This is a genomic window from Pseudoalteromonas sp. UCD-33C (assembly GCF_001306895.1).
GTDB lineage: Bacteria > Pseudomonadota > Gammaproteobacteria > Enterobacterales > Alteromonadaceae > Pseudoalteromonas.
In genome coordinates this window covers 59335-83211 of sequence record NZ_LJTB01000012.1, presented here as the reverse complement: position 1 = coordinate 83211, position 23877 = coordinate 59335, and the positions used below count along the sequence as shown (strand labels likewise).

The 23877-nt window shown below is 41.6% G+C and carries 22 protein-coding genes and 4 tRNA genes; 21 read left to right on the top strand and 5 right to left on the bottom strand.

What is annotated here, in order from left to right; translation table 11 throughout:
* The first annotated feature begins 46 nt into the window (after positions 1 to 46).
* From dinG to AOG26_RS17360, 8 genes are all read left to right on the top strand, one after another.
* Positions 47 to 2122 (top strand): ATP-dependent DNA helicase DinG, encoded by a 2076-nt coding sequence (gene dinG / locus AOG26_RS17390; protein WP_054563655.1) that lies wholly within the window; start codon positions 47 to 49, stop codon positions 2120 to 2122.
* Positions 2122 to 2898, top strand: a complete 777-nt coding sequence (locus tag AOG26_RS17385; RefSeq protein WP_054563654.1) for a TSUP family transporter — start codon at positions 2122 to 2124, stop codon at positions 2896 to 2898. Before dinG ends, AOG26_RS17385 begins: the two co-directional genes overlap by 1 nt.
* Positions 2899 to 3507 carry a primosomal replication protein gene (locus tag AOG26_RS17380; RefSeq protein WP_054563653.1) on the top strand — a complete coding sequence of 203 codons (609 nt, stop codon included), beginning with the start codon at positions 2899 to 2901 and terminating at the stop codon, positions 3505 to 3507. It begins immediately after the preceding gene.
* Complete coding sequence (locus tag AOG26_RS17375) at positions 3504 to 4397, top strand: histone deacetylase family protein (RefSeq protein ID WP_200907876.1); 894 nt, start codon at positions 3504 to 3506, stop codon at positions 4395 to 4397. Before AOG26_RS17380 ends, AOG26_RS17375 begins: the two co-directional genes overlap by 4 nt.
* A gap of 46 nt (positions 4398 to 4443) precedes the next feature.
* Positions 4444 to 4716 carry a late competence development ComFB family protein gene (locus tag AOG26_RS17370; RefSeq protein ID WP_054563651.1) on the top strand — a complete coding sequence of 91 codons (273 nt, stop codon included), beginning with the start codon at positions 4444 to 4446 and terminating at the stop codon, positions 4714 to 4716.
* On the top strand, positions 4713 to 4871 hold the full coding sequence (locus AOG26_RS20615; RefSeq protein ID WP_082401733.1) for a YbaM family protein: 159 nt from the start codon (positions 4713 to 4715) through the stop codon (positions 4869 to 4871). Before AOG26_RS17370 ends, AOG26_RS20615 begins: the two co-directional genes overlap by 4 nt.
* A 72-nt stretch (positions 4872 to 4943) precedes the next feature.
* Positions 4944 to 5831 (top strand): DMT family transporter, encoded by an 888-nt coding sequence (locus tag AOG26_RS17365; protein WP_054563650.1) that lies wholly within the window; start codon positions 4944 to 4946, stop codon positions 5829 to 5831.
* Between the two features lie 69 nt (positions 5832 to 5900).
* Entirely contained in the window at positions 5901 to 6143 is a 243-nt protein-coding gene (locus AOG26_RS17360) for a hypothetical protein (RefSeq protein WP_054563649.1), read from the top strand.
* A 15-nt stretch (positions 6144 to 6158) separates the two neighbouring features.
* Here the strand turns inward: AOG26_RS17360 and AOG26_RS17355 are convergent, their stop codons facing one another.
* From AOG26_RS17355 to AOG26_RS17340, 4 genes are read right to left on the bottom strand one after another with little or no spacing between them, the layout of a single operon-like run.
* A complete protein-coding gene (locus AOG26_RS17355) occupies positions 6159 to 6815 on the bottom strand; it encodes a tRNA (adenine(22)-N(1))-methyltransferase (RefSeq protein ID WP_054563648.1) in 657 nt (218 codons plus the stop codon).
* Complete coding sequence (locus AOG26_RS17350; RefSeq protein ID WP_054563647.1) at positions 6815 to 7744, bottom strand: class I SAM-dependent methyltransferase; 930 nt, start codon at positions 7742 to 7744, stop codon at positions 6815 to 6817. Before AOG26_RS17350 ends, AOG26_RS17355 begins: the two co-directional genes overlap by 1 nt.
* Positions 7745 to 7749: 5 nt before the next feature.
* Positions 7750 to 9744, bottom strand: a complete 1995-nt coding sequence (gene uvrB, locus AOG26_RS17345; protein ID WP_054563646.1) for an excinuclease ABC subunit UvrB — start codon at positions 9742 to 9744, stop codon at positions 7750 to 7752.
* Entirely contained in the window at positions 9741 to 11120 is a 1380-nt protein-coding gene (locus AOG26_RS17340) for an MATE family efflux transporter (RefSeq protein ID WP_054563645.1), read from the bottom strand. Before AOG26_RS17340 ends, uvrB begins: the two co-directional genes overlap by 4 nt.
* A gap of 1062 nt (positions 11121 to 12182) precedes the next feature.
* Between AOG26_RS17340 and AOG26_RS17335 the strand changes: the two genes are divergently transcribed.
* The 12 genes from AOG26_RS17335 (at position 12183) to nth (ending at position 21431) form a co-directional block, all read left to right on the top strand.
* Positions 12183 to 12259 (top strand) — tRNA-Asn (locus AOG26_RS17335).
* Between the two features lie 21 nt (positions 12260 to 12280).
* Positions 12281 to 12357 (top strand) — tRNA-Asn (locus AOG26_RS17330).
* A 19-nt stretch (positions 12358 to 12376) separates the two neighbouring features.
* Positions 12377 to 12453: transfer RNA gene (locus AOG26_RS17325), tRNA-Asn, on the top strand.
* A gap of 29 nt (positions 12454 to 12482) precedes the next feature.
* Positions 12483 to 12559, top strand: a tRNA-Asn gene (locus AOG26_RS17320).
* Positions 12560 to 12740: 181 nt separating this feature from the next.
* Positions 12741 to 14684, top strand: a complete 1944-nt coding sequence (locus AOG26_RS17315) for an EAL domain-containing protein (RefSeq protein WP_054563644.1) — start codon at positions 12741 to 12743, stop codon at positions 14682 to 14684.
* A gap of 175 nt (positions 14685 to 14859) precedes the next feature.
* Positions 14860 to 15441 carry an electron transport complex subunit RsxA gene (gene rsxA, locus AOG26_RS17310; protein WP_054553689.1) on the top strand — a complete coding sequence of 194 codons (582 nt, stop codon included), beginning with the start codon at positions 14860 to 14862 and terminating at the stop codon, positions 15439 to 15441.
* 1 nt (position 15442) lies between these two features.
* Positions 15443 to 15997, top strand: a complete 555-nt coding sequence (rsxB, locus tag AOG26_RS17305) for an electron transport complex subunit RsxB (protein ID WP_054563643.1) — start codon at positions 15443 to 15445, stop codon at positions 15995 to 15997.
* An 8-nt stretch (positions 15998 to 16005) separates the two neighbouring features.
* The gene (rsxC, locus tag AOG26_RS17300; RefSeq protein ID WP_054563642.1) at positions 16006 to 18375 is read left to right on the top strand and encodes an electron transport complex subunit RsxC; all 2370 of its coding nucleotides are present in this window, start codon (positions 16006 to 16008) and stop codon (positions 18373 to 18375) included.
* Complete coding sequence (rsxD, locus tag AOG26_RS17295) at positions 18372 to 19427, top strand: electron transport complex subunit RsxD (RefSeq protein ID WP_054563641.1); 1056 nt, start codon at positions 18372 to 18374, stop codon at positions 19425 to 19427. Before rsxC ends, rsxD begins: the two co-directional genes overlap by 4 nt.
* Complete coding sequence (rsxG, locus tag AOG26_RS17290; protein ID WP_054563640.1) at positions 19427 to 20062, top strand: electron transport complex subunit RsxG; 636 nt, start codon at positions 19427 to 19429, stop codon at positions 20060 to 20062. Before rsxD ends, rsxG begins: the two co-directional genes overlap by 1 nt.
* Complete coding sequence (locus AOG26_RS17285) at positions 20062 to 20760, top strand: electron transport complex subunit E (protein WP_054553694.1); 699 nt, start codon at positions 20062 to 20064, stop codon at positions 20758 to 20760. The genes rsxG and AOG26_RS17285 overlap by 1 nt, the downstream gene beginning before the upstream one ends.
* 38 nt (positions 20761 to 20798) lie before the next feature.
* Positions 20799 to 21431, top strand: a complete 633-nt coding sequence (nth, locus tag AOG26_RS17280; RefSeq protein ID WP_054563639.1) for an endonuclease III — start codon at positions 20799 to 20801, stop codon at positions 21429 to 21431.
* A gap of 120 nt (positions 21432 to 21551) precedes the next feature.
* Here nth and AOG26_RS17275 read toward each other — a convergent pair whose 3' ends face one another.
* Positions 21552 to 23090 (bottom strand): S10 family peptidase, encoded by a 1539-nt coding sequence (locus tag AOG26_RS17275; protein WP_054563638.1) that lies wholly within the window; start codon positions 23088 to 23090, stop codon positions 21552 to 21554.
* A gap of 379 nt (positions 23091 to 23469) precedes the next feature.
* Between AOG26_RS17275 and gloA the strand changes: the two genes are divergently transcribed.
* A complete protein-coding gene (gloA, locus tag AOG26_RS17270; RefSeq protein ID WP_054553771.1) occupies positions 23470 to 23868 on the top strand; it encodes a lactoylglutathione lyase in 399 nt (132 codons plus the stop codon).
* Positions 23869 to 23877 lie beyond the last annotated feature (9 nt).

Below are 23877 nucleotides of genomic sequence, written 5' to 3'. Positions count from 1 at the left end.
TAAAATTCATTACTGTAATTATATACATACTTTAGGTTTTCTGGGCATGCTTTCTGACTCTTTAAAAAAAACAATTCGGCAAATTCATAAGCATGTTGCTGATAACCTCACCGATTACCGCCCTAGAAGCAGTCAAAACTATTTAGTTGCCGAAATAGCAAAAACGCTGGCTGGCGAATATCACAAGAGCCAACGAATTTGTGTTATTGAAGCAGGCACCGGGACCGGAAAATCGTTAGCGTATTGTTTAGGGGCATTGCCCTTAGCGATGGCCAAGAAAAAGAAATTAGTGATTTCGACGGCAACCGTTGCCCTACAAGAGCAGTTAATTAGTAAGGAGCTGCCTTTTTTTAAAGAGCACTCTGGCCTAGACATCAAGTTTGATTTAGTGAAAGGTCGACAGCGTTATATCTGTGCACAAAAACTCAGTGCCGCTGTAAATGGCGACAGTCAAACGCAAATGGAGTTTATGCCGACCCTGTCATCGCCGCTTTCTGATATGGAAACCAAATGCTTAAAGCAACTTTATGATGCTTATTCAAAAAAGCAATGGCAAGGCGACCGAGATAGCTGGGCTGATACCATCCCTGATAAAGTGTGGAATTTAATTGCCTGTGATAAGCATTCATGCCAACGACAAATGCGCGCTCATCAGCTCTGCCCTTTTCATATGGCACGTCAGCGTCTTATGCAAATGGATGTGCTAGTGATCAACCATTCTTTATTACTGGCTGATCTTGATTTGGGTGGCGGTAAAATTCTACCTGAGCCTGACGATACAATTTATGTAATCGATGAAGCGCACCATTTAGCGCACATCACCCGCGATTTTTCTTCTGCTGCAGCAACCATTAAAGGCACCATAGACTGGCTCGACAAGCTGGTTAAATTTGCTGGTAAAATGGCCAATGTGCTCGTAGGTCAAAAAGCAATTGGGCAAAATTTTAAGCTCAGTGACAGTATCAATGATGCTGGTAAAAACTTAAAAGTGGTGCGTGATATTCTTGATAACGCAGACTTTAACTATAACAGTGATGACACCTATCGTTTTGAGCACGGTGAAATCCCAGCATCTTTACATACCAAAGCAAAAGATATTAGCGATGCCACCCTTGATGCCCTAAGAGCACTCAACAAGATGCACGATACCCTAGTGCAAGACGTAAGTGATGGCGATATAAAACCTTATGTGGCCGATCCAATCTTGGCTGAAAGTGGTCAGTACATTAATCGCTTAGAGTTATTAAACAAGCTGTGGTTTAGCTACGCCACAAAAGGCGAAGGTATTCCACATGCCAGGTGGATAAAACGCTTGGAATATAAGAACCATCACGACCATTTACTCAGTGATTGCCCTATTGAAGTTGGCTATTACCTAAAAGATAAATTATGGAATCAATGTGCGGGTGCCGTTCTTTGTTCAGCCACCTTAACTGCATTGGGTTCATTTGATCACTTTGCCTATGAATGCGGTCTTGCCAAAGAAGAAGGCGTAAAATACATAAAAGTCCCTTCTCCGTTTGATTACCCAAAACAAGCGACGCTACATATCCCTGCCAGCCATATTGAGCCGACCGATAAAGCGTTTAGCGACCACTTGGCTGAGCAGTTACCTAAGTTCCTTGATGATAAAAAAGCAAATTTAGTGTTATTTGCCTCTTATTGGCAGATGGATCATGTTGTTAAAACGCTTCGTAGCAAAGGAATTGAGGTCTTAGTGCAAGGTGAAATGTCTCGTGAAGCACTGCTTAAAAAGCATAAAGCCAATGTAGATTTAGGCCGTGCTAGCTATTTATTTGGTACTCAAAGTTTATCTGAGGGTCTTGATTTACCAGGTAAATACTTAGAAAACCTGGTAATTACAAAAATTCCATTTGCGGTGCCTACCTCACCAATAGAAGAAGCGCAGGCTGAGTTTGTGCAAAGTAAAGGTGGCAACCCGTTTCTTTCGATAACCGTACCTGATGCGGCAAAGAAATTAGTACAAAGCTGTGGTAGACTGCTGCGCAAAGAAAATGATCAGGGTCGCATTACTATCCTTGATCGCCGTTTAGTGACCAAGCGATATGGCAAAGCCATGCTCGATACCTTGCCACCTTTTAAAAGACAAATTGATTATTAATGTTTGAATTAGCTTTAGACCCAGCAACCTGGGCACTATTATGCGCAGTCGCACTGGCAGCGGGCTTTATTGATGCAATTGCAGGCGGTGGCGGGATGTTAACTGTGCCAGCGCTATTAACTGCAGGCTTACCGCCCCATCTCACCTTAGGTACCAATAAACTTGCAGCGAGTTTTGGCTCATTGACGGCCAGCGTGACTTATTTTCGTAAAAAGTTGTTCAACCCACGGTTTTGGGCTGCATCTATTTTAGCGACAGCTATTGGGGCACTCATAGGCACTTTAGTGGTTGATTACTTAAGTATTGAATTTTTAAATAAATTACTACCGGTGGTGATTATTTTAGTCGCTTGTTACAGCTTATTTGGCAGTTTAAGTACAACTGAGCATAACGAGTTACCAAAGCTTGATAGCAAAACTAAAATTAAACAATGGCTACAAGGATTAGGGCTTGGTTTTTTTGATGGTTTAGCAGGCCCCGGCACTGGCACATTTTGGACAGCCTCAAATAGCCTATTATATAAAATGAGTTTGTTGCTTAACTGTGGCCTTGCCCGCTCAATGAACTTTGTTTCAAACTTTATTTCTTTGATCACATTCGTGGCGCTTGGCCATGTGAACTTTTTACTTGGTATTACAATGGGCTTTTTCTTGATGCTTGGAGCATGGTTAGGAGCACATTCAGCAATAAAGTTTGGTAGTAAAATGATCCGCCCAGTGTTTAACACTGTGGTTATAGTGTTAGCATTAAAGTTAATCTATGAGGCTTATTTATAAATGCAATCGACTGCTTTTGATAAACTACGTTCACAAATTGAAAGGCTCAAACAATTAGCCACACAATTTGATAAGGGTAATTTATTTGCTAAAAATCGCTATATGCAAGCCCAACCAAGTTTGTTTGATAAAGCCGTGTTTAGCACAAAAAGTATGAAGCTAGCGGACTACGTAAGCGAAATCGAAGATGAGCTTAACAGCTTGCCGCCTGCTGAGCATCGCCATGCTTACCAATATGCACTTGAGCGCATTACCCTTCAGGTAGAGGCGGTATTTAATGTGATCAAATCAACCCCGGTATGGGCTAAAGAAAATAAGTACAGTTTTAAGCCAAAAGCTAAACCACAGGTTTATAAACAAGCAGTTAAAAAAATCATGCAGTCATCCCATGAACTTTATGACGAACTAAAGCAAAACCATGAGTTTGAACGCCGCTTAGTATTGATGATCGAAGAGCGAAAACTAAAACTTGAAGCTGCAAATACACAGCAAGCAGCCGAAATTAACAAAGAAATACTCGCATTACACGCAAGACTTGGCCGTTGTCGTAAGGCAATTTCTGCCACTGAAGACAAAATTCAACAGGTCGAGAAACAGCAGCTGAGATAATGTTTTACTACCATCCAAGTTATTCAGCGTTAGCTTTACCTGAGCGTCACCGCTTTCCAATTGATAAATATCGCTTGTTAAAACAGCTTGTCAGCAACTTCATTGATGAACAGTATTTCATTACCCCACAACAAGCCACTAAAGCGCAGCTTACTCTGTGCCATAACCCCGACTATGTCGACGCTTTTTTAACTGGCAGTCTTGATAGCAAAGCCATTAAAAAAATGGGCTTTCCTTGGTCCACTGAATTGGTTGAACGAACACTTTACTCTGTTGGGGCGAGTATTCAAGGCGCTGAGTTTGCTTTGCAACGCGGTGCGGCCTTTAATCTAAGTGGTGGTTATCACCATGCTTTTACGGGCTATGGTAGTGGCTTTTGTATTTTTAATGACTTAGCGATAGCTGCTGCACACTTGATTGATACTGAGCAAGCCGACTCCGTATTAATCTTTGACTGTGACGTTCACCAAGGCGACGGTACAGCTGAAGTTACGCAACTACATCCTCAAATAATTAGCTGCTCAATTCATTGTCAGCAAAACTTCCCCCGCATTAAGCAGCAATCAAACTACGATTTTGCTTTAGAGCATGGCACTTCAGATACTGAATACCTAGAGACAGTCAAACAAGCTTTAGCTCTGACCATTAGACTCCACCAGCCAGATATCATTTTGTATAACGCCGGCGCAGACATCGCAACAGATGACGAATTAGGACACTTTCAAGTGAGTTTAGAAGGCGTGTATCAACGTGATCATTTTGTATTAAGCCAAGCGAAGGAAGCTGATATCCCAGTGTTTGCAGCTATGGGCGGTGGCTATCAACGAAATGTAAGCCGTTTGGTTGATGTACATGGCCAGCTTTTTAGGGCTGCTGTCGATTTATTTTAAAGCTTGGTATACACTAAAAGAGACTGTTTAATTAGGCTTATTTTGTATGAAAATGCATGACGACATTCACAACTACTATGAAAAATTAGTTGTCGAAGACATCACTAAGCGCAACTTAGAATCAACCTATAGTGATGATATTATGGCAGATTTATGCTGCACCGTATTAAACCAACTGCCTGCCCGCTACATCCGCTACGATGTCGATATGGAATTTTATTTACCACAAACAGAGCGCATTAAAATGGAGCAACAAGTGCAAACTGCTATCGATGTTGCCATTAGCCAAGTTGCTAAGAAAAAGGAACTAAAAGTATGAGCAGTGAGTTAGAAAGCGCACCTAACTATATAAAAATTGCTGTTGATCTCATTATGCTCTTAGAGCAAAACGACGTTCCCGCAGAAGATGTATTAGCGGCTTTAGAGATCGTAAAATCTGATTTTGAAAAAAAACTCCCACAATCAACTGATTAATAGTCCGAAAATGGCAAGTATTGGGGCATAAATTTGGTATGCTCAGGTTTTATAATTTAAGAATGTAAAACCATGTCATTGCCAAGTTTATTACGCTTATTCATCCTTGCTGCTATTTGGGGCGCTTCCTTCTTATTTATGCGCATGGCAGCGAATAGCTTAGGCCCTGCAGTATTAATTGAGTTAAGAGTCGGCTTTGCAGCAATAACACTGTTTATTTTTGCGCTGTACTTACGCAAGAAACTTGCGTTCGCGACCCACAAAAAGCATTTTTTCATTCTTGGCGCGCTTAATTCCGCCATTCCTTTTTTATTGTTTGCCTATGCAGCACAAACAATTAATGCATCTACCTTATCCATATTAAACTCAACAACGCCAATTTGGGGTGCCATCGTGGGTGTTATTTGGAGTAAAACAAAACCCACTAAAAGTATGTTGCTTGGCTTACTGTTGGGTTTAACGGGCGTGGCCATTTTGGTAGGTCAAAATAGCCTGACTATCGACAGCCAAGCTATCACGGCAATTGTTGCGGCACTGTGTGCTTCACTCAGCTACGCCATCGCATCCCATTACACTAAACATGCACCTAAGTTATCTGCTTTTGATAATGCCCATGGCAGTATGTGGACGGCGAGTATCATGGTGCTGCCGCTTATTTTTGTTATTCCTGCCAGAGAAATGCCAAGTAACGAGGTTATGCTTGGTGTGGTGGCACTCGGAGTGCTATGTACTGCAGTGGCATATATCTTGTTCTTTCGCTTGATTGATGACATTGGCCCAACCTCTGCGTTGACTGTTACTTTTTTGATTCCACTTTTTGGCATAGTGTGGGGAAATTTAATTTTAGATGAGCAAATTGGCCCCAATACCTTGGTTGGCGCACTCAGTGTTATCGCAGGTACCATGCTCGTTACAGGCTTTATTCGCATCAAGCCGTTTCTAAAACGAAACACCTTGTAACAGAATGCAAATTGCATTTTTAAATACAATCTATATTCTGTTAGATACTAAAAAAGGAAGGAGAAGTGTATGTCAGGTACTACCATGGTGGTGTTAATCGTGCTGATATCAGTTGGCTCTGGGGTAATTTATGATATGTATAAAAAACACCTTGAGTTTAAATCACGAACTTTAAAAAATTCAAAAGAAGCCAACGAACATGTAGCCGAAGTAACAAAAGAGCTGCAAGAGCTAAGAGAGCGAGTACAAACTCTCGAAGCCATTGTTACTGACTCTAGCTACAGCGTAAAACAAGAGATTAATAAACTTTAATTAAGTTAACTCTAATTAAGATAATAATGCACTGTATTGTTCAAGCACAGGCTGATAATAATCGGCGTCTTGATTTAACATACGTTGGTAATGAGCACATAACTGCTTTAAATACGTTTGGTGCTCTTTACTTGTTAGCTGCCACATTGAGTGCCCTACTCGCGTGATCGGCTGCGAAGATGACGCACTCATGGCAATAACTTCATAAAATCGTTTGTTTTCACACACCAACTGCTCAGAGACGAGCCCCAAGGGCAGTGTTTGTAAATAGCTACGAACTTGATAACTGTGATGCACTGGGCAAACAATAAAGTCGATATGCGTATTTGGCTGTTGGCTTACAATCTTCGCTAAGAACTGCACTAACAACTCACCACCCACTCCAGCAATAATAACAAGATGGCGTTTTTTAGGATCTGGTGAAATCATTGCTACATCTTGGCAATGTACCTGCCAACGGCCGCGTTGCTCTCTTTTAGCAAAACGTTCGAGTTTATCACTTAGTGCCTGCATCAACTCAGGCACAATATCAACAAAATGTATAAGCGGTGCTTTATCTTGCTGTAACAGCTCAATACCTAACAAACCGTGATCACAGCAACAATCCCAGATCTCGTCATAACCTGAATCAACCACATCAACGATGGCTGAAAGCCGTTTACTCAGTGTCATTAGTTTGCTGTTTTATAAACTAACGCTTTTAAGCTGCGATCACTGTCTACCTCAACAAAACCATCAGTAGGAGCTAATCGCTCAACAAAACTAATTGCTCCTTGTGTATGATCGCTAATGAGATCTTTAAAGGCCTGCTCTGAAAGCTCAGGGCTATTGGCACACAGTAATAATTGGGTGTTTTCATTTAACAGCTCAGGTAAACGACGCAAGATTTTTTGATAATCCTTGGTCAATATAAAGCTGCCCTTTTGAAAGCTCGGTGGATCAACAATGATTAATTCATACGGCGCTGATTTTTTTAGTTTACCGAATGATTTTAAAATATCGTGCGGAAAATAACTAACCCCTTGAGCAAAACCATTTAACTGATGGTTTTGTTTACCAGTTCGCAGCACCCCTTTATTCATATCCATATTAATAACTTGGTCAGCACCGCCTTGCATTGCTGCAACAGAGAAGCCACACGTGTATGAAAATAGGTTGAGCACTTTTGCATTTTTACTATTGGCTTGAACAAACTCTCGGCCACGGCGCATATCAGGGAAAATCCCAGTATTTTGGCGACTCAATAAATCGACTTTAAACTTAATACCATTTTCACTGACATGGTGCTCTTGGGGTAATTCACCAAACATCAGGGCATTACGAGTGTTAATGCCGCTACGTTGTTGGTAAACCAATGCACTTACAAGCTCTGGCGCATTCTGTTGCGCCCATTGCCACAGGGTATCAGTTAATTGCGCAAGCACTTGTTCATCTATTTCTTCATATGAAACTAAAAAAAGTGCTGGCGGATAAAAGTCTAAGTTTATGTGGCTCAGCTCAGCGACTGAGTGACCACGGCCATGGAATACACGACATAATTCATTAGCAGCAAGTGGAGCCTCTGCTAAGGCATTTAAAATGGCAGAAAAATCGTTTGTCATCATCTTTAGTTAATTAACTGTTGTTGTAATTCGTGAATTTCATCACGCACAGACGCCGCTTTTTCAAACTCAAGATCGCTAGCATAAGCATGCATTTTCGCTTCAAGGGTTTTGATTTGGCTAGCAATATCTTTCGCGCTGAGCACTTGTTTAGACTCTTTACGCACCAACTTAAGATTATCTTTCGGGCTTGCTTCTTCACCCACATCCATAATATCGGTGATACTTTTAACCAGTGCTTGCGGCTCTATACCATGCTCAAGGTTATAAGCTTGTTGTTTTTCACGGCGACGGTCCGTTTCATCAATGGCTTGTCGCATCGAGTTAGTTATGCGGTCGCCATAAAGAATCGCTTTACCATTTAAGTGACGTGCAGCACGACCAATGGTTTGAATAAGTGAGCGAGTCGAACGTAAGAAGCCTTCTTTATCAGCATCAAGTATCGCAACCAGTGAAACCTCTGGCATGTCGAGACCTTCTCGCAATAAGTTAATGCCCACTAACACATCAAACACACCGGCACGTAAATCACGGATAATTTCGACTCGTTCAACGGTGTCGATGTCTGAGTGCAAGTAGCGAACTTTTACATCATGGTCGTTGAGATAGTCGGTTAAATCTTCTGCCATACGCTTAGTTAAAGTAGTGACAAGTACTCGCTCGTTCACTTCAACTCGTTTATAGATTTCTGAGAGTAAGTCATCAACCTGGGTGCCCACAGGGCGCACTTCAATTTCAGGGTCTATAAGCCCGGTTGGACGAATGACCTGCTCAGCAACCTCCCCTGATGAGCGCTCAAGCTCAAAGTCACCAGGTGTTGCCGACACATAAATAGTTTGCGGAGCAATGGCTTCAAATTCTTCAAAACGTAATGGGCGGTTATCTAATGCCGATGGCAAGCGAAAGCCATACTCAACAAGATTTTCTTTACGGCTTCTATCGCCTTTATACATAGCACCAATTTGCGATACAGTAACGTGTGATTCATCAATAATCATCAATGCATCATCAGGTAAGTAATCTAATAATGTCGGCGGTGGATCGCCCGGTGTTCTACCTGATAAGTAACGCGAGTAGTTTTCGATGCCTGAGCAATAACCAAGCTCGGTCATCATTTCAATATCGTACTGGGTGCGCTGAGCAATACGCTGCTCTTCCACAAGTTTGTTGGCACTAAGTAGCTGAGCTCGGCGGTCTTTAAGCTCACCTTTAATTTTATCAATGGCATCAAGAATTTTTTCACGGGGTGTTACATAGTGGGTTTTCGGGTAAATAGTTGCGCGCACAATGTGCTTTTCAACGGCCCCTGTTAGCGGGTCAAAAATACTTAAGCGCTCAATTTCATCGTCAAACATCTCCACACGCACAGCGTAAGTATCCGATTCAGCTGGAAATATATCGACCACTTCACCACGTACACGGTAAGTACCGCGGCTAAATTCAATATCGTTTCTTGTATATTGCAGCTCAGCCAGACGGCGCAGCATATCGCGCTGATCGACGGTTTCACCCACTTTCAGTAAAAGCATCATCTTCATGTATGAGTCAGGGTCGCCCAAACCATAAATAGCAGACACCGAAGCTACAATAATGGTATCGCGTCGCTCAAGAAGCGCTTTGGTGGCACTCAAACGCATTTGTTCAATGTGCTCATTGATAGACGCATCTTTTTCAATAAAGGTATCGCTGGCAACAACGTAGGCTTCTGGCTGGTAATAATCGTAATAAGATACAAAATACTCAACCGCATTATGGGGAAAAAACTCTTTCATTTCGCCATAAAGCTGTGCCGCGAGCGTTTTGTTGTGTGCCATGATGATAGTTGGACGATTCAAATCATTAATAATATTGGCCATGGTAAAGGTTTTACCCGTTCCCGTAGCCCCTAATAATGTTTGATGCGCAAGCCCAGCCTCTAGGCCATCTTTTAATTGCGCTATTGCCGTTGGTTGGTCACCACTTGGCTGAAATTTCGAAACTAGTTGGAAATGGTCGCTCATGAATGACACTCCTTCATATATGACTCACTTAACCCATCAACTTCTTTGATAAACCATTTATAGGCAACCGTTGCAGTAAATAAGTTACCAATCGCCGCACCAATAAATAAACCGGTTAAGCCTGCAATTTCGCTGCCTATATAAGCAAAAGGTACATAAAAAACAAACAGGCGTACTACACTTAAAATCAGTGCATTCATTGGTTTATGCAGAGCATTAAATGAAGAGTTAGATAAAATAATCACCCCTTGCAGGCCATAACTCAATGGCAAGATATAAATGAATAACTTAATCACATCCATTACCGCTTGCTCTTTACCAAATACATCAGCGATAAAGCCAGAGGTTAACAGCAGTAAAATATAAATAGCGAACTGCCAAATCATCACGAATTTCAAGGTTTTTGTGTAGGCTTCTTTAACACGCTCAAACTTACCTGCCCCAAAGTTTTGACTCACAAATGGCGGCAAGGTCATCGACAAAGCAAGCACCACAAGGCTTGCAATAGATTCAATGCGACTGCCTACACCAAACGCCGCAACCGCTTCAGGACCATGTTTAGCCACTAATGCTGTCATGACCGCCATGGCAATAGGTGTCAGCATATTTGCGCCAGCCGCAGGTAAACCAATTTTAAGAATTTTACGAATCGAGCTAAGCGGCGTTTGTACACCAGCATGCAAACTCAATAGACCATTTTTTACCGCAAGGATGTATAAAATGATAACGACAGCAACTGACCATGCAATAACACTAGCAATAGCTGCGCCTTGAATACCTAATGCCGGAACGGGTCCAAAGCCAAAAATAAGTATAGGGTCTAAGATGGCATTAATCAGCCCTGCTCCACCCATAACAATACTCGGTGTTTTGGTATCGCCACTGGCTCTAAGCACAGAGTTGCCAACCATAGGGGTAATTAGAAATACGCTGCCTAAGAACCACACACTCATATACTCATGAATAAGCGGTAAGACTAATTCGCCAGCACCCAATAACTTAAAGATCGGATCTATTAATAAATAACCTACTACAGATAAGCTAAACACCATCACCACCGATACCAACAACGACATGCTGGCATCAAAACGTGCTTCATCTAACTTATCACTACCAAGTGCTTTAGCGATAACCGCAGAGGTACCTATCCCTAAACCAATTGCAAGGCTAATAACAGTAAAAGTAACAGGAAAGGTAAAACTAACAGCGGCGAGAGGCTCTGTACCTAACAAACTAATGAAGAAGGTATCAACCAAATTAAACATCATTAGGGTGATCATGCCAAAGATCATTGGGATGGTCATTTTTTTCAAGGTTGGCAGAATGGGTGAGTTTAAAAGATCAGGTTTAGTTTTGCTCTGCGGTTTCACGCTCATGGGAATACTTTGCCTCTTTTTCTGAACCTGTAAGTTTAAAGCATCCTTCTCTTGCAAGCTATGCTTTATTAACAGAATCAAAATTCATACACAAAACTATTACTTTTGACGCTTTGACATAAAAATAACCACTAACCCTCATAAAAAACAATATAAAAACAAGTTTAATAGCTTTGTTACAATTAAAAGGCAGTATTCGCTGTTTTTTTACACAATAAATAGCGCCATTTCATCGTCACGAATAAATTTACTCATCAATTCAGCAAGGCTTCAGATAAAAACACTAACACATTGATTTAAAATGAATTAAAAAAAGTGAATTAAATACTTGAAATTGCTGTAGCCCTCGAAAATCCTAGCACTATAGCTGTTCTTAAAGTTTAATAAACAGAGTTATCCACAGAAACCGTGGATAACTCGCTAGAAGCCGCAAATATAAAGGCTTTTAAGGCTAGCCTGAAACGCATAATACTATAAATAGCAAAGCATCTTGTTTTAACGGTTTTATAAGTTTAGTGAAAAGAAGGCGCAAAAAATGTTCTACAGCTACGTGAACTTAAGTATGACAATTAAAATACAAGGAAAGATTACAAGCTAAATATCTGATAAAAAGAACTAAAATTACTTTGTGTATAATTGAAGCCAATTAATTTTAGAATTTTCTAGCAAAAATCGGGGAAGCCTACCTTTACCTCATTAAGGAAATACACGAAAAAATATCAGGAGTGGGAACTGCCACGAAAAGAATTAGATCTATTTTTTGCCATCCGAAAAAAACATTACATAAATGGTGATTTCCTTGATTTGGTAAAGAATGACTTAGCAAAGAAACCTTTTTTATATTTTTAAAAAATGACTCAGCTCAAAAAGCATGCAAAAAAGTGATGCATTCGACATAGATCCTCCGCTGCTAAGCAAAAAATGTTGAGCTTTTCAGCTACATTTTGCTCAGATCGAACATAAAAACATCGAATAAGCTTCTTTTTTGAATTTATGAAGTTTTTATGTTGACACTTTGCAATGCTGTCATTAATATTTCGCCCCGTTGAAAGGCATGACGCTTCCCCCTTAGCTCAGTTGGTTAGAGCGACGGACTGTTAATCCGCAGGTCCCCCGTTCGAGTCGGGGAGGGGGAGCCAAGTTTTTCAATCATAAACGATTCCCCCTTAGCTCAGTTGGTTAGAGCGACGGACTGTTAATCCGCAGGTCCCCCGTTCGAGTCGGGGAGGGGGAGCCAAGTTTATGAATATGATTGTTCCCCCTTAGCTCAGTTGGTTAGAGCGACGGACTGTTAATCCGCAGGTCCCCCGTTCGAGTCGGGGAGGGGGAGCCAAATCATAGCACCACACTACTCTATTTAGTTCCCCCTTAGCTCAGTTGGTTAGAGCGACGGACTGTTAATCCGCAGGTCCCCCGTTCGAGTCGGGGAGGGGGAGCCAACTCCGCGAATCTATTAAAATTTTATCTACTATTATTCGTCGATTGTATTAGACTTTAAAGCACTTATAATCTAACCTAATTTAAGTTTATTCTATATTATGCTTTAGAATACAACGACTATACTTAAAGCAATCAATCAAGGAATTGATTCCTTCCTTTAGGCTTTTAAAAGATAAGAACATGGCTGGCTTTAAAAAACTTATTTTTATACAACTTATATCTTGGTTGCTGTTTGCATTATTAGGTGGTTACTTTATTGCGCTTAGCTTTGATAGCGCAGTCAGTGATGCACAGCAAAAAGCACAGCGTGTAGTAAACGCATATATAAATACACAAACCATTGAGCAACTTGCACCAGAGAAAATACAAAAAGCATTTGCCGATGGTAGCACTTTTTCTAAACTTGTGATCCGTGATCAATCAGGTCAAGTGGTTAGCATGGTAGAATCTAGCCAATCCCTACCCTTGTTTGCTGAAATAGTTAATAACAGTTTTAATTCCATTCGCCCTCAGTTCGCCGTTAATCAAACATCTGACATTAAAGTAGAGTTTACGATTAATGCACACAACCTGGCTAGCCTATTACAACAGTCTTTATTTATTGTAGTTTTGATTTCAGGCCTTATTGCCCTACTTCCTATTATTTATATGAAGAGCATGTTCCGCCGCCTAAATCGCAAAATTAGTACGACCATTTCAGATATCGTTGATATTTATATCAACCAAAATCAGGTTAACGGTGACCTTGAGCAAGCAATGGATACCACCCGCTTAAAGAAGCTAAGCAAAGATTTAATTCCATCGTTCAATCGCCTATCGCATTTCTTACAGACCAAGCATGATGACATTCAAAATAATGCGCTAAATATAAAAAAAGAAGCGTATAAAGATGTAGTTACAAACCTTGGCAATCGAAATATGTTTGTTGAGTACTACGAAAAGAATATTGAGAACGTAGAAAAGAGCACGTTTGGTTCGCTTGCTATGGTTCGTTGTAGCGAATTGCAAACCATCAACCAAACCCGTGGTTACCAAAAAGGTGATGAATACGTAAAAGGTGTGGCTGATATTATTAAACATATTAGCGGCACCTATACAGGCAGTCAGGTTTTTCGTTTAAACAGCTCTGACTTTGCAGTGGTATTACCTAATACCCCTCTTAAAGAAGCTGAACGCTTTGGCGATAACTTACAATCGCGTTTTACTCAGTATCAGCAAAACCAAGAATTAAGCTCAGTTGCTAACACAGGTATTGTTGGCTACGAAAAAGGTAAGCCGCTTGGTGAGTTATTATCGATTGTTGATAATGCAATGAGCATGGCGCAATCAAAACAAGCGAATGCATGGCATGTGCAGCGCGAAACAGACTTAGTTAATAACGCCAGCGCAGGTTTTGGTAACCAAAACTGGCGTAAAGTTATTAGCGAAGTGATTGAGTCGAAACGTGTTCACTTGGTTATGCAGAACATTATGCCAATAGGTAAAAGTGTTAAAGCCTATGCAGAGATTCAAGTTCGTTTTAAAACCGCAGAAAATCAAATGCTGCCAACAGCCTCTTTCCTTGCTATGGCAGAAAAGCTAGAAATGGCAATGGAAATTGACCGCTTAATTATCGATACCACTTTAGAAAAAGTTAAAACCCGTAATTTCTCTGAAAAATTCTTTGGTATTAATGTTACTGCATCAAGCGCTCACAATGATCAGTTTGTAATCTGGTTAGAACGCCGCTTACTGAAAGACAGTAACATTGCATCAAAACTTATTTTTGAAGTCAGTGAGTTTGGATTACAACAAAACATTAAAGCAAGTAAACGCTTTATCGATATGGTACATCGTGTGGGCGCACGTATTACTGTAGAACGCTTTGGTGTGGGGTTAACCTCATTTAAATTCTTTAGAGACTTAAAACCTGACTTTATCAAAATGGATGCAAGCTATACTCGCGGCCTCGAAGAAGATAAAAACAATCAATACTTTATGCGCTTAATGGTAGATCTTGCTCACCGTATTGGTGTGAGTGTATTTGCTGAAGGCGTAGAAAGCCAAGAAGAAAAACATATCATCGAAACGCTGTGCTTAGATGGTGTGCAAGGCTATTACATCGAAAAGCCAAAAGATATCTAACCCCTCTTTAAGGCCCAAAAAACCTTACTATTTTTGGGCCTATTCCATCTATTAACTTTGCTTTAACACTTTAATCGTAAACAGCTTTGTTAATTTTAGCTATTCGTCCCTCATGTGTTGTGTCGGCCCCCATAAAAAAGGATAATAGAGCCGTTTTTATTCTCGTGAGGCACGCATGACAGAATATGTCTTGTTATTGATTGGCACTGTGCTAGTCAACAACTTCGTTTTAGTTCAATTCTTAGGTTTATGCCCGTTTATGGGTGTATCGGGTAAGTTAGATACCGCGATTGGTATGTCTTTAGCCACAACCTTTGTACTTACACTTGCCTCCGTGACCAGTTATCTGGTGAATCATTATATTTTGATCCCGCTGGATATCGAATTTTTGCGTACCATGAGTTTTATTTTGGTTATCGCTGTTGTCGTGCAATTTACCGAAATGGTGGTGAGAAAAACCAGCCCGACACTCTATCGCTTATTAGGGATTTTCTTACCACTTATCACCACTAACTGTGCTGTATTAGGTGTTGCCCTACTTAATATCAAAGAAGACCATTCATTCTTACAATCGGCTGTGTATGGCTTTGGTGCCGCAGTGGGCTTCTCTATGGTGTTAATACTGTTTGCCGCATTACGTGAGCGTTTAGCTGCGGCTGATGTACCTGCTCCTTTTAAAGGTGCTTCAATTGCGATGATCACCGCAGGCCTTATGTCGATGGCCTTTATGGGTTTTACAGGATTAGTGAAGTTTTAATATGACCTTGTTTTATGCTTTGATAGCGTTAGGTTCATTAGCGCTAATATTTGGTTTAATTTTAGGTTTTGCCGCCGTTCGTTTTCGCGTTGAGAGCAACCCTATTGTTGACCAAATTGATACCATTTTACCGCAAACACAGTGTGGCCAATGTGGCTACCCTGGCTGTCGTCCCTATGCAGAAGCAATTGCCAATGGTGACGAAATCAATAAGTGCCCACCAGGCGGCGAAGCCACGGTAAAAAAACTCGCTGATTTAATGGGTGTTGAAGCAAAACCGCTGGCTGGCGGTGAGCAAGCAGATCCAGTTAAAACCGTTGCCTATATTCGTGAAGATGAATGTATTGGCTGTACCAAATGTATTCAAGCCTGCCCTGTTGACGCCATCGTTGGCGCAACTCGCCAAATGCACACTGTATTAATCGATGAATGTACCGGTTGTGACTTATGTGTTGAACCATGCCCTGTAGACTGTATTGATATGCTGCCTGTCAAAGAAACCAAACAAACCTGGAAATGGCAATTAAACGCAATCCCTGTGACTCAGGTAGATTAGGAGCACAGATGGAAAAGTTAATAGATCAAATTAAACAAGGCAAAGTGTGGTCTATACCTGGAGGCGTTCACCCACCAGGTCAAAAGCTGCAATCAACAACACAAGCCATTGCAAGACTGCCACTACCAGACAAGCTCGTTGTATCACTAAAGCAACATATTGGTGCTAACGGCAAACTTATTGTTGAAAAAGGCCAGCAGGTTCTAAAAGGTCAAGCATTAACTAAGCCAAGCGGCAATTGGTCAGTGCCTGTGCACGCGCCAACATCAGGGTTGATCAGCGATATTTGCCCAATGCCTTCTGCTCATCCTTCAGCACTGCCTGAGCTTAGCGTAATTATTGAACCTGATGGTGAAGATAACTGGTGCGAGCTTAACCCTGTGCCTGATGCTAAAGCACTTTCCCATGATGAGCTTGTCGATATTATTCATCAAAGTGGTATTGCAGGTATGGGCGGTGCTGGCTTCCCAACTTATGTAAAAGCAGATACCCGTAAAGCCATTGAGTTTTTAATTGTTAATGCTGTTGAGTGTGAGCCTTATATCACTGCTGATGACATGCTAATGCGCGAACATGCCGATGGTATAATTGCCGGTATTGAATTAATGCAGCAGCTATTAAGTCCACAGCTGACAATTATTGGTATTGAAGATAATAAACCTGATGCCATTGCTGCCATGAAACTCGCAGCACAACATAACGACAGCATCATAGTGCAAACAGTACCAACGGTTTACCCTTCTGGCGGTGAAAAACAGCTAATTAAATTGCTAACGGGCAAAGAAGTCCCTAGTGGCAGTATTCCTGCCGATATTGGTATGTTGGTGCAAAATGTCGGTACTTTGTTTGCGGTAAATCAAGCCGTACATGAAGGTAAACCTCTTATAGAGCGTGTAGTAACGGTAACCGGTAACACCATTCATAAACAAGGTAATGTGTGGGCTTTACTAGGCACTGAAATTAAACATTTATTAGACTGCCAAGGCTTTTCTCCGGTTCCACAGCAACGAGTGGTTATGGGCGGTCCAATGATGGGCTTTACCTTACCAACCGTGCGTATTGGTGTGGTTAAAACGACGAACTGTATTTTAGCGCCAGATCACCAAGAGCTTGCTGAGCCGGGTGATGAAAAAGCCTGTATTCGTTGTAGTGCCTGTGCTGATGCCTGCCCTGCTTCATTGTTACCTCAGCAATTACAATGGTTTGCTAAGTCTAAAGAATACGACAAACTCAACGAGCACAATTTATTCGATTGTATTGAATGTGGCGCCTGTGCTTATGTTTGCCCAAGCGAAATCCCCTTGGTGCAGTACTATCGTGTTGCTAAAGCTGAAATCAAAGAGCAGCAAGCAGAGCAAATCAAAGCAGAGCGAGCAAAAGAGCGTTTTGAAGCACGTAAAGAGCGCTTAGAGCGCGAACAAGAAGAGCGTCAAAACCGCCATAAACGTAAGCCGGCTGCTAAGTCAGATGGCGAAAAACAAAAAGTGGCCGATGCACTCGCGCGTGTTAAATCTAAATCTGATGATAAAGACAGTAAGTCAGCTGTCGCTGCAGCTATTGCCCGTGCGAAAGCGAAAAAGCAAGGTGCTGAGCTTGAGCCTGATAACTCTGAAGTAGCTAAAGAGCGTGCAGCGCGTAAAGAACAAGCACGTAAATACAAAGAGCAAAAAGCACTAGAGCAAGGTGAAGAAGGCGTCGATAAAGACGATAAAAAGTCTGCTGTTGCTGCCGCTATTGCCCGCGCTAAAGCGAAAAAAGCCGCACAAGCTACAGAAGAAAACGCTTCTGCTGAAACTGACGCTGCGCCAAAAGATGACAAAAAAGCTGCTGTTGCAGCTGCTATCGCYCGYGCTAAAGCGAAAAAAGCAGCRCAAGCTGCTGARAATCAAACTGAAGCTGAAGAAGATAGCGCACCAGTAGATGACAAAAAAGCTGCTGTTGCTGCTGCAATCGCTCGTGCTAAAGCGAAAAAAGCAGCGCAAGCTGCTGAGAATCAAACTGAAGCTGAAGAAGATAGCGCGCCTGTTGATGACAAAAAAGCTGCTGTTGCCGCTGCTATCGCCCGTGCTAAAGCGAAAAAAGCAGCACAAGCTGCTGAGAATCAAACTGAAGCTGAAGAAGATAGCGCRCCAGTWGATGACAAAAAAGCTGCTGTTGCAGCTGCTATCGCCCGTGCTAAAGCCAAAAAAGCAGCTAAAGAGCAAGCGCAGAGTGACGAATCATCAGAACAACTTGATGATTCAGGCGATACGGATGATTCAAAACCGCAGGTTGATGAACCTGAGTCTAGCGAAGATAAGAAAAAAGCAGCGGTCGCTCGTGCCATTGCAAGAGCTAAAGCGAAAAAGTTACAACAAGAAGGAAACGATAAGTCATGAAACTAACCATGGCGAGTTCGCCGCATAATCATAGCCATAAATCATTAAGCCGATTAATGATGACAGTGATTGCTGCGTGTATTCCAGGCTTAATCGCGCAAGTTTTCTTTTTTGGTAGCGCTGTTTTAATTCAGCTTGTTCTCGCGCTAATTACAGTTAGCGCCTGTGAAGCCGCTGTATTGATGCTTCGTAAACGCAAAGTTTGGCCAACACTCAGTGATGGTAGTGCGTGGTTAACAGGCGTATTACTGGCGTTGAGTATTCCCCCTTTAGCGCCTTGGTGGATTATCGTAATTGGCTGTATGTTTGCAATTGTTATTGTAAAGCAGCTTTATGGCGGCCTTGGCTTTAATTTATTTAACCCTGCTATGGCAGCTTATGTATTACTACTTGTATCGTTTCCGGTGCAAATGACAAGCTGGTTACCTGTTAGTGATTTACTTGCATCTCCGATAAGCTTCTCACAGCAACTGTCTGTTATTTTCAATGGCTTTACCAGCGCTGGTTTTAGTGTTGATCAATTACGTGTAGCGATTGATGGCACAACCATGGCAACGCCGCTTGATACCGTTAAAACAGATGTCGCCCATCACCTAACGGTGGCTGAGAGCATGAGTACGCCTCTTTTTAATGACTGGTTTGGCCTTGGTTGGGGCTGGGTTAACCTCGGCTTTTTAATCGGGGGGCTTTATTTATTAAAAGCTAAAATCATTAATTGGCATATCCCTGTTAGCTTTTTAGCCTCATTGGCCGTGTGCAGTGGTATTGGTTATATTGCAGCTCCTGGCACAGAGCCAGGCGTGGTATTTCATTTATTCAGTGGTGCAACCATGTTAGGGGCATTCTTTATTGCTACCGATCCAGTTTCTGCATCAACAACGAATAGAGGCCGTTTAATTTACGGTGCGTTAATTGGTCTACTTGTTTACTTAATTCGTACTTTCGGTGGTTATCCTGATGCTGTGGCATTTAGTGTATTGCTGTTAAATATGGCGGTACCTTTAATTGATTACTACACGAAACCACGTACTTACGGCCATGGGGTGAAATAATGATCCTTTCCTCAATGACTAAAAACGGCGCTATTCTTACAGCATTTGCGCTCATTACCACAGGCACTGTGGCCCTGACTCATAGCCTGACTGCTGAGCGTATTGAAGAGCAAGAAAAGCAACAACTTGCAGAGCAACTTCAACAAGTACTTGATGCCCATCATTATGACAATCAACTATACAAAGATTGTGTCGTGATCACCGATGAGCGCTTAGGTCCACGCCCAGAGCAAGTTATTTATCGTGCTTACAAAGACAATAAGCCTTACGCTTTAGTGATGCGCCATGTAACACCAAGTGGTTATAGTGGCGATATCAACTTATTAACTGCGGTTTTTGCCAATGGTGAAATAGCGGGTGTTCGTGTCACTAAGCACGAAGAAACACCGGGCCTTGGCGATAAAGTTGAGGTCAAAAAATCAGACTGGATCACCCTTTTCAAAGGCCAAAATGTACTGGGTGAAGATGATAGCCGCTGGGCTGTTAAAAAAGATGGTGGCCAATTTGATCAGTTTACTGGCGCAACCATTACACCGCGTGCCGTTGTCGGCTCAGTAAAACAAGCTGTGCTGTTTGCCCAAGCTGAATTTGATAACTTGTTTGCTGCGCCAAACATCTGTCAAGGAGCCAAGTAATGAGCCAAGTTAAAACTTTATTTAAAGATGGCATGTGGGCCAATAACCCTGCCCTTGTGCAGTTATTAGGCTTGTGCCCGCTACTTGCCGTTACCTCTACGATTACCAATGCATTAGGCCTAGGTTTAGCAACTTTATTGGTTCTGGTTGGTTCTAACGTCACCGTATCGATTGTGCGTAACTGGGTACCTAAAGATATTCGTATTCCTGTTTTTGTGATGATCATCGCAGGCTTTGTAACCATCGTGCAGCTAATGATGAATGCCTATACATTTGGGCTTTATCAATCACTGGGGATTTTTATTCCACTGATTGTTACCAACTGTGCCATTATCGGTCGCGCAGAAGCATTCGCATCTAAAAATACCGTGCCACTTTCAGCCTTTGACGGCCTGATGATGGGACTTGGCTTTATGTTAGTTTTAGTGGTGCTAGGGGCAATGCGAGAGCTTATTGGTCAAGGTACGCTATTTGATGGCGCCGATTTATTATTAGGCCCATGGGCTGCTGCACTTCGAATTGAAGTATTTAGTTTTGATAACCAATTTTTATTGGCAATTTTACCACCGGGTGCCTTTTTAGGGCTTGGTTTATTGATTGCTGCAAAAAATGTCATTGATACACAAATAAAATCTAAGCAAGTTGTTACTCCAGAAGCAGAAAAAGGCCCTAGAGCCCGAGTGACAAGTTTAACTTAAAGGAGAGCACGCACCGTCACTGCGTGCTTTACGCCACCATGAATAAAGAAAAGCGCTATGAGATCTTATCTCGTTTACGTGAGCAAAACCCGCACCCAGAAACAGAGCTTGAATACTCAAGCCCGTTTGAATTATTAGTTGCGGTTACCTTATCAGCACAAGCAACAGATGTCGGTGTTAATAAAGCCACCCGTAAGCTATTCCCTGTTGCTAACACGCCTCAAGCGATTCTTGATTTAGGCCTTGAAGGCCTTCGCGATTACATCAAGACCATTGGTTTGTTTAATTCTAAAGCCAATAATGTCTATAAAATGTGTGAGATTCTGGTCAATAAACATAACTCAGAAGTACCAGAGAATCGTGAAGCGCTCGAAGCATTACCGGGGGTTGGCAGAAAGACTGCGAATGTAGTTTTAAACTGTGCCTTTGGCTGGCCAACAATTGCCGTAGACACGCATATTTTCCGCGTATCTAACCGCACTAAGTTTGCTATGGGTAAAGATGTAGTCAAAGTGGAAGAAAAGCTCGAGAAAGTTGTACCTAAAGAATTTAAAGTCGATGTTCACCACTGGTTAATCCTGCATGGCCGCTATGTGTGTACTGCTCGTAAACCTAAATGCGGCAGTTGTATTATCGAAGATTTGTGTGAGTTTAAGGAAAAGACTGAGTAGTTAAAGTCTATTCTAAAGCTAACAATTTTAAGGTGAAGTTGCTCACCTTTTTCTATCACCTCAGTAAGTTCATTTTGCTTATTGTGCCAAACACTAGGTTTGGCACAATGTTCCTAGCCATTATCGCTGGTTTTGGCCCACCTGCTTTTTAATAAATTCTCGCGTATCTCTTAACAGTGCCACTCTTGCTGGTTCGTGGACATACATCATGTGACCGCCGTGATAATAGTGATAATCAATTTTATCAGCGTATATACCGTGTCTATTCAAGGTGTATTCAGCGTCAAAAAATGGCGTGACAATATCGTAATAACCAGAGGCGACCATCACTTTCATTTGCGGATTGCTGCGAAGCACATAAGATAAATCTGGCGCTGTATTAACGTATCTTGGCTCCCAGCCTTGTCCATCAGGAGCAGTACGCCAACGCCAGTTATCTGATAACTCAGGATCGCCAGGGTTTAAGTATTTTCTTTTCCACTGTACGTTTAAATCTGTGCGCATGTATTTCATCAGTGCCGCTTTATATGCTGGCCCTATCACTTTTGACGCATCTTGCTTAGGAGCTGCTGTTAAATCGTCTCGTTCATCAAGCTTATAACGTCCATCAAGAAAGCCTACTGCGACACCCTCATCACGTAATAACTCTTTAGCGAATCTAAAGGCATTAATACGTAAATCAACCTGCTCAATATATTGTTTGCTTAGCCCTGTATAACGGTGAAGGCCGTCAACAATTCGCTTTCTGTCAGCTTTACTAAGCGCATTACCCTTAAATAAGGCTGGTAGTAATTCATCAACTGCAAATTGTCGGCTTGCATCTATAAATGCTTCAAAATCTCCAGATGTATCTACTTTTTTATGATACCAAGCGGTTGCAGCAAGTGTGGGTATGTAAGTGATATAAGAAATAATGTTGTCATCAACATAAGGGCTTGAACCTTGATAGTCTAAAGCTTGTGACACAAAAATAATGCCATTTACATTAATCAGGTGTTTATCCATCAGTACTTTAGAAACCGCTGCTGCTCGAGTTGTCCCATAGCTCTCTCCCAATAAAAATACTGGTGCATTCCAGCGATTTTCTTTTGTTAGCCACTGGGCAATAAAATCAGCGATAGAGGCTGCATCTTGATTTAAGCCCCAAAAGGCTTTGCTGTCAGTGTTGCCTAAGGCACGCGAGTAACCTGTACCAACAGGGTCCACAAACACCATATCAGTTACATCAAGTATCGTCTCAGGCGCATCTTTTAATTCGTAAGGAGCCATTCCTGGATGTGCAGCATCGCTTGGTACAACAACTCGTTTAGGACCATAGGCGCCCATATGTAACCAATTAGATGATGAGCCTGGGCCACCATTCCAGATAAATGTGACTGGTCTGTTTTTGTTATCGCTTGCAGCTATGTAATCAAACGAAAAAATAGCAGCAGTTGGCTCTTCGTTTTTGTTTAATAAATAGGTTTCACCGGCTACAGCTTTGTATTTCATCCTTTTGTCATTAAAAGTACCTTTATGCTGGGTCACAAATTTAGTGGCTTCGGGTATCGGCTTCTTACTGTTGTTTGAATTTGAGACTTCATCTGCATTAACTGCGTTTGTACAAAACGCAAACAATGTAGAGATGACTACAGTTTTGAAATTGGCAACATACGCCATGTTTTATTCTCCCTCGGAGGCTTAGCTCTATCGGGCTTGATAATAGAGCGTTGCTATTTATGTCTTGAATGCTTTGTCAGCCTATTTTTCAAGTTTTATGTTATTCACCTATTACCTTTACAGTAAGAAGGTGTAATTTCAACTGTCTGCGACAAAGGTGTTGTAGTACTCTATCCTATTGCAAAATAGCAAGGTCCTGATTATATCTCCAAATCATAAGCTTAATTATTAATTTAACAGCATAGTCTTTACGCTTTATCTCAATCTTGCTGTGCAAGTAATCGAAATAACTTATAATCCATGTTTAATAATTTTAATGCGCAGCCTTTCTGCGCTATTAGAATTGTGCGAATTTAAAGACAAAAAAGAGGATGCTTAAATGCGCTTATTACACACAATGCTTCGCGTTGCTGATTTAGATAAATCAATTGAATTTTATACGCAGGTATTAGGTATGAAAGAGCTGCGCCGTGCAGACAACGAAGAGTACCGCTACACCCTTGCTTTTGTCGGTTATGGTGACGAAAAAGATTCGACCGTGCTTGAGCTTACTTATAACTGGGATACTGACAGCTATGATTTGGGTAATGCATACGGTCATATTGCTATCGAGTTTGATGATATTTATAAAGCCTGCGAAGACATTAAAGCTGCTGGCGGTAATGTGAGTCGTGAGCCGGGTCCTGTAAAAGGCGGCACAACTGAAATAGCATTTGTTAAAGACCCAGATGGTTATGCGATTGAGTTAATTCAGAAAAAAGATAACAACACTTTTTGATTTATACTG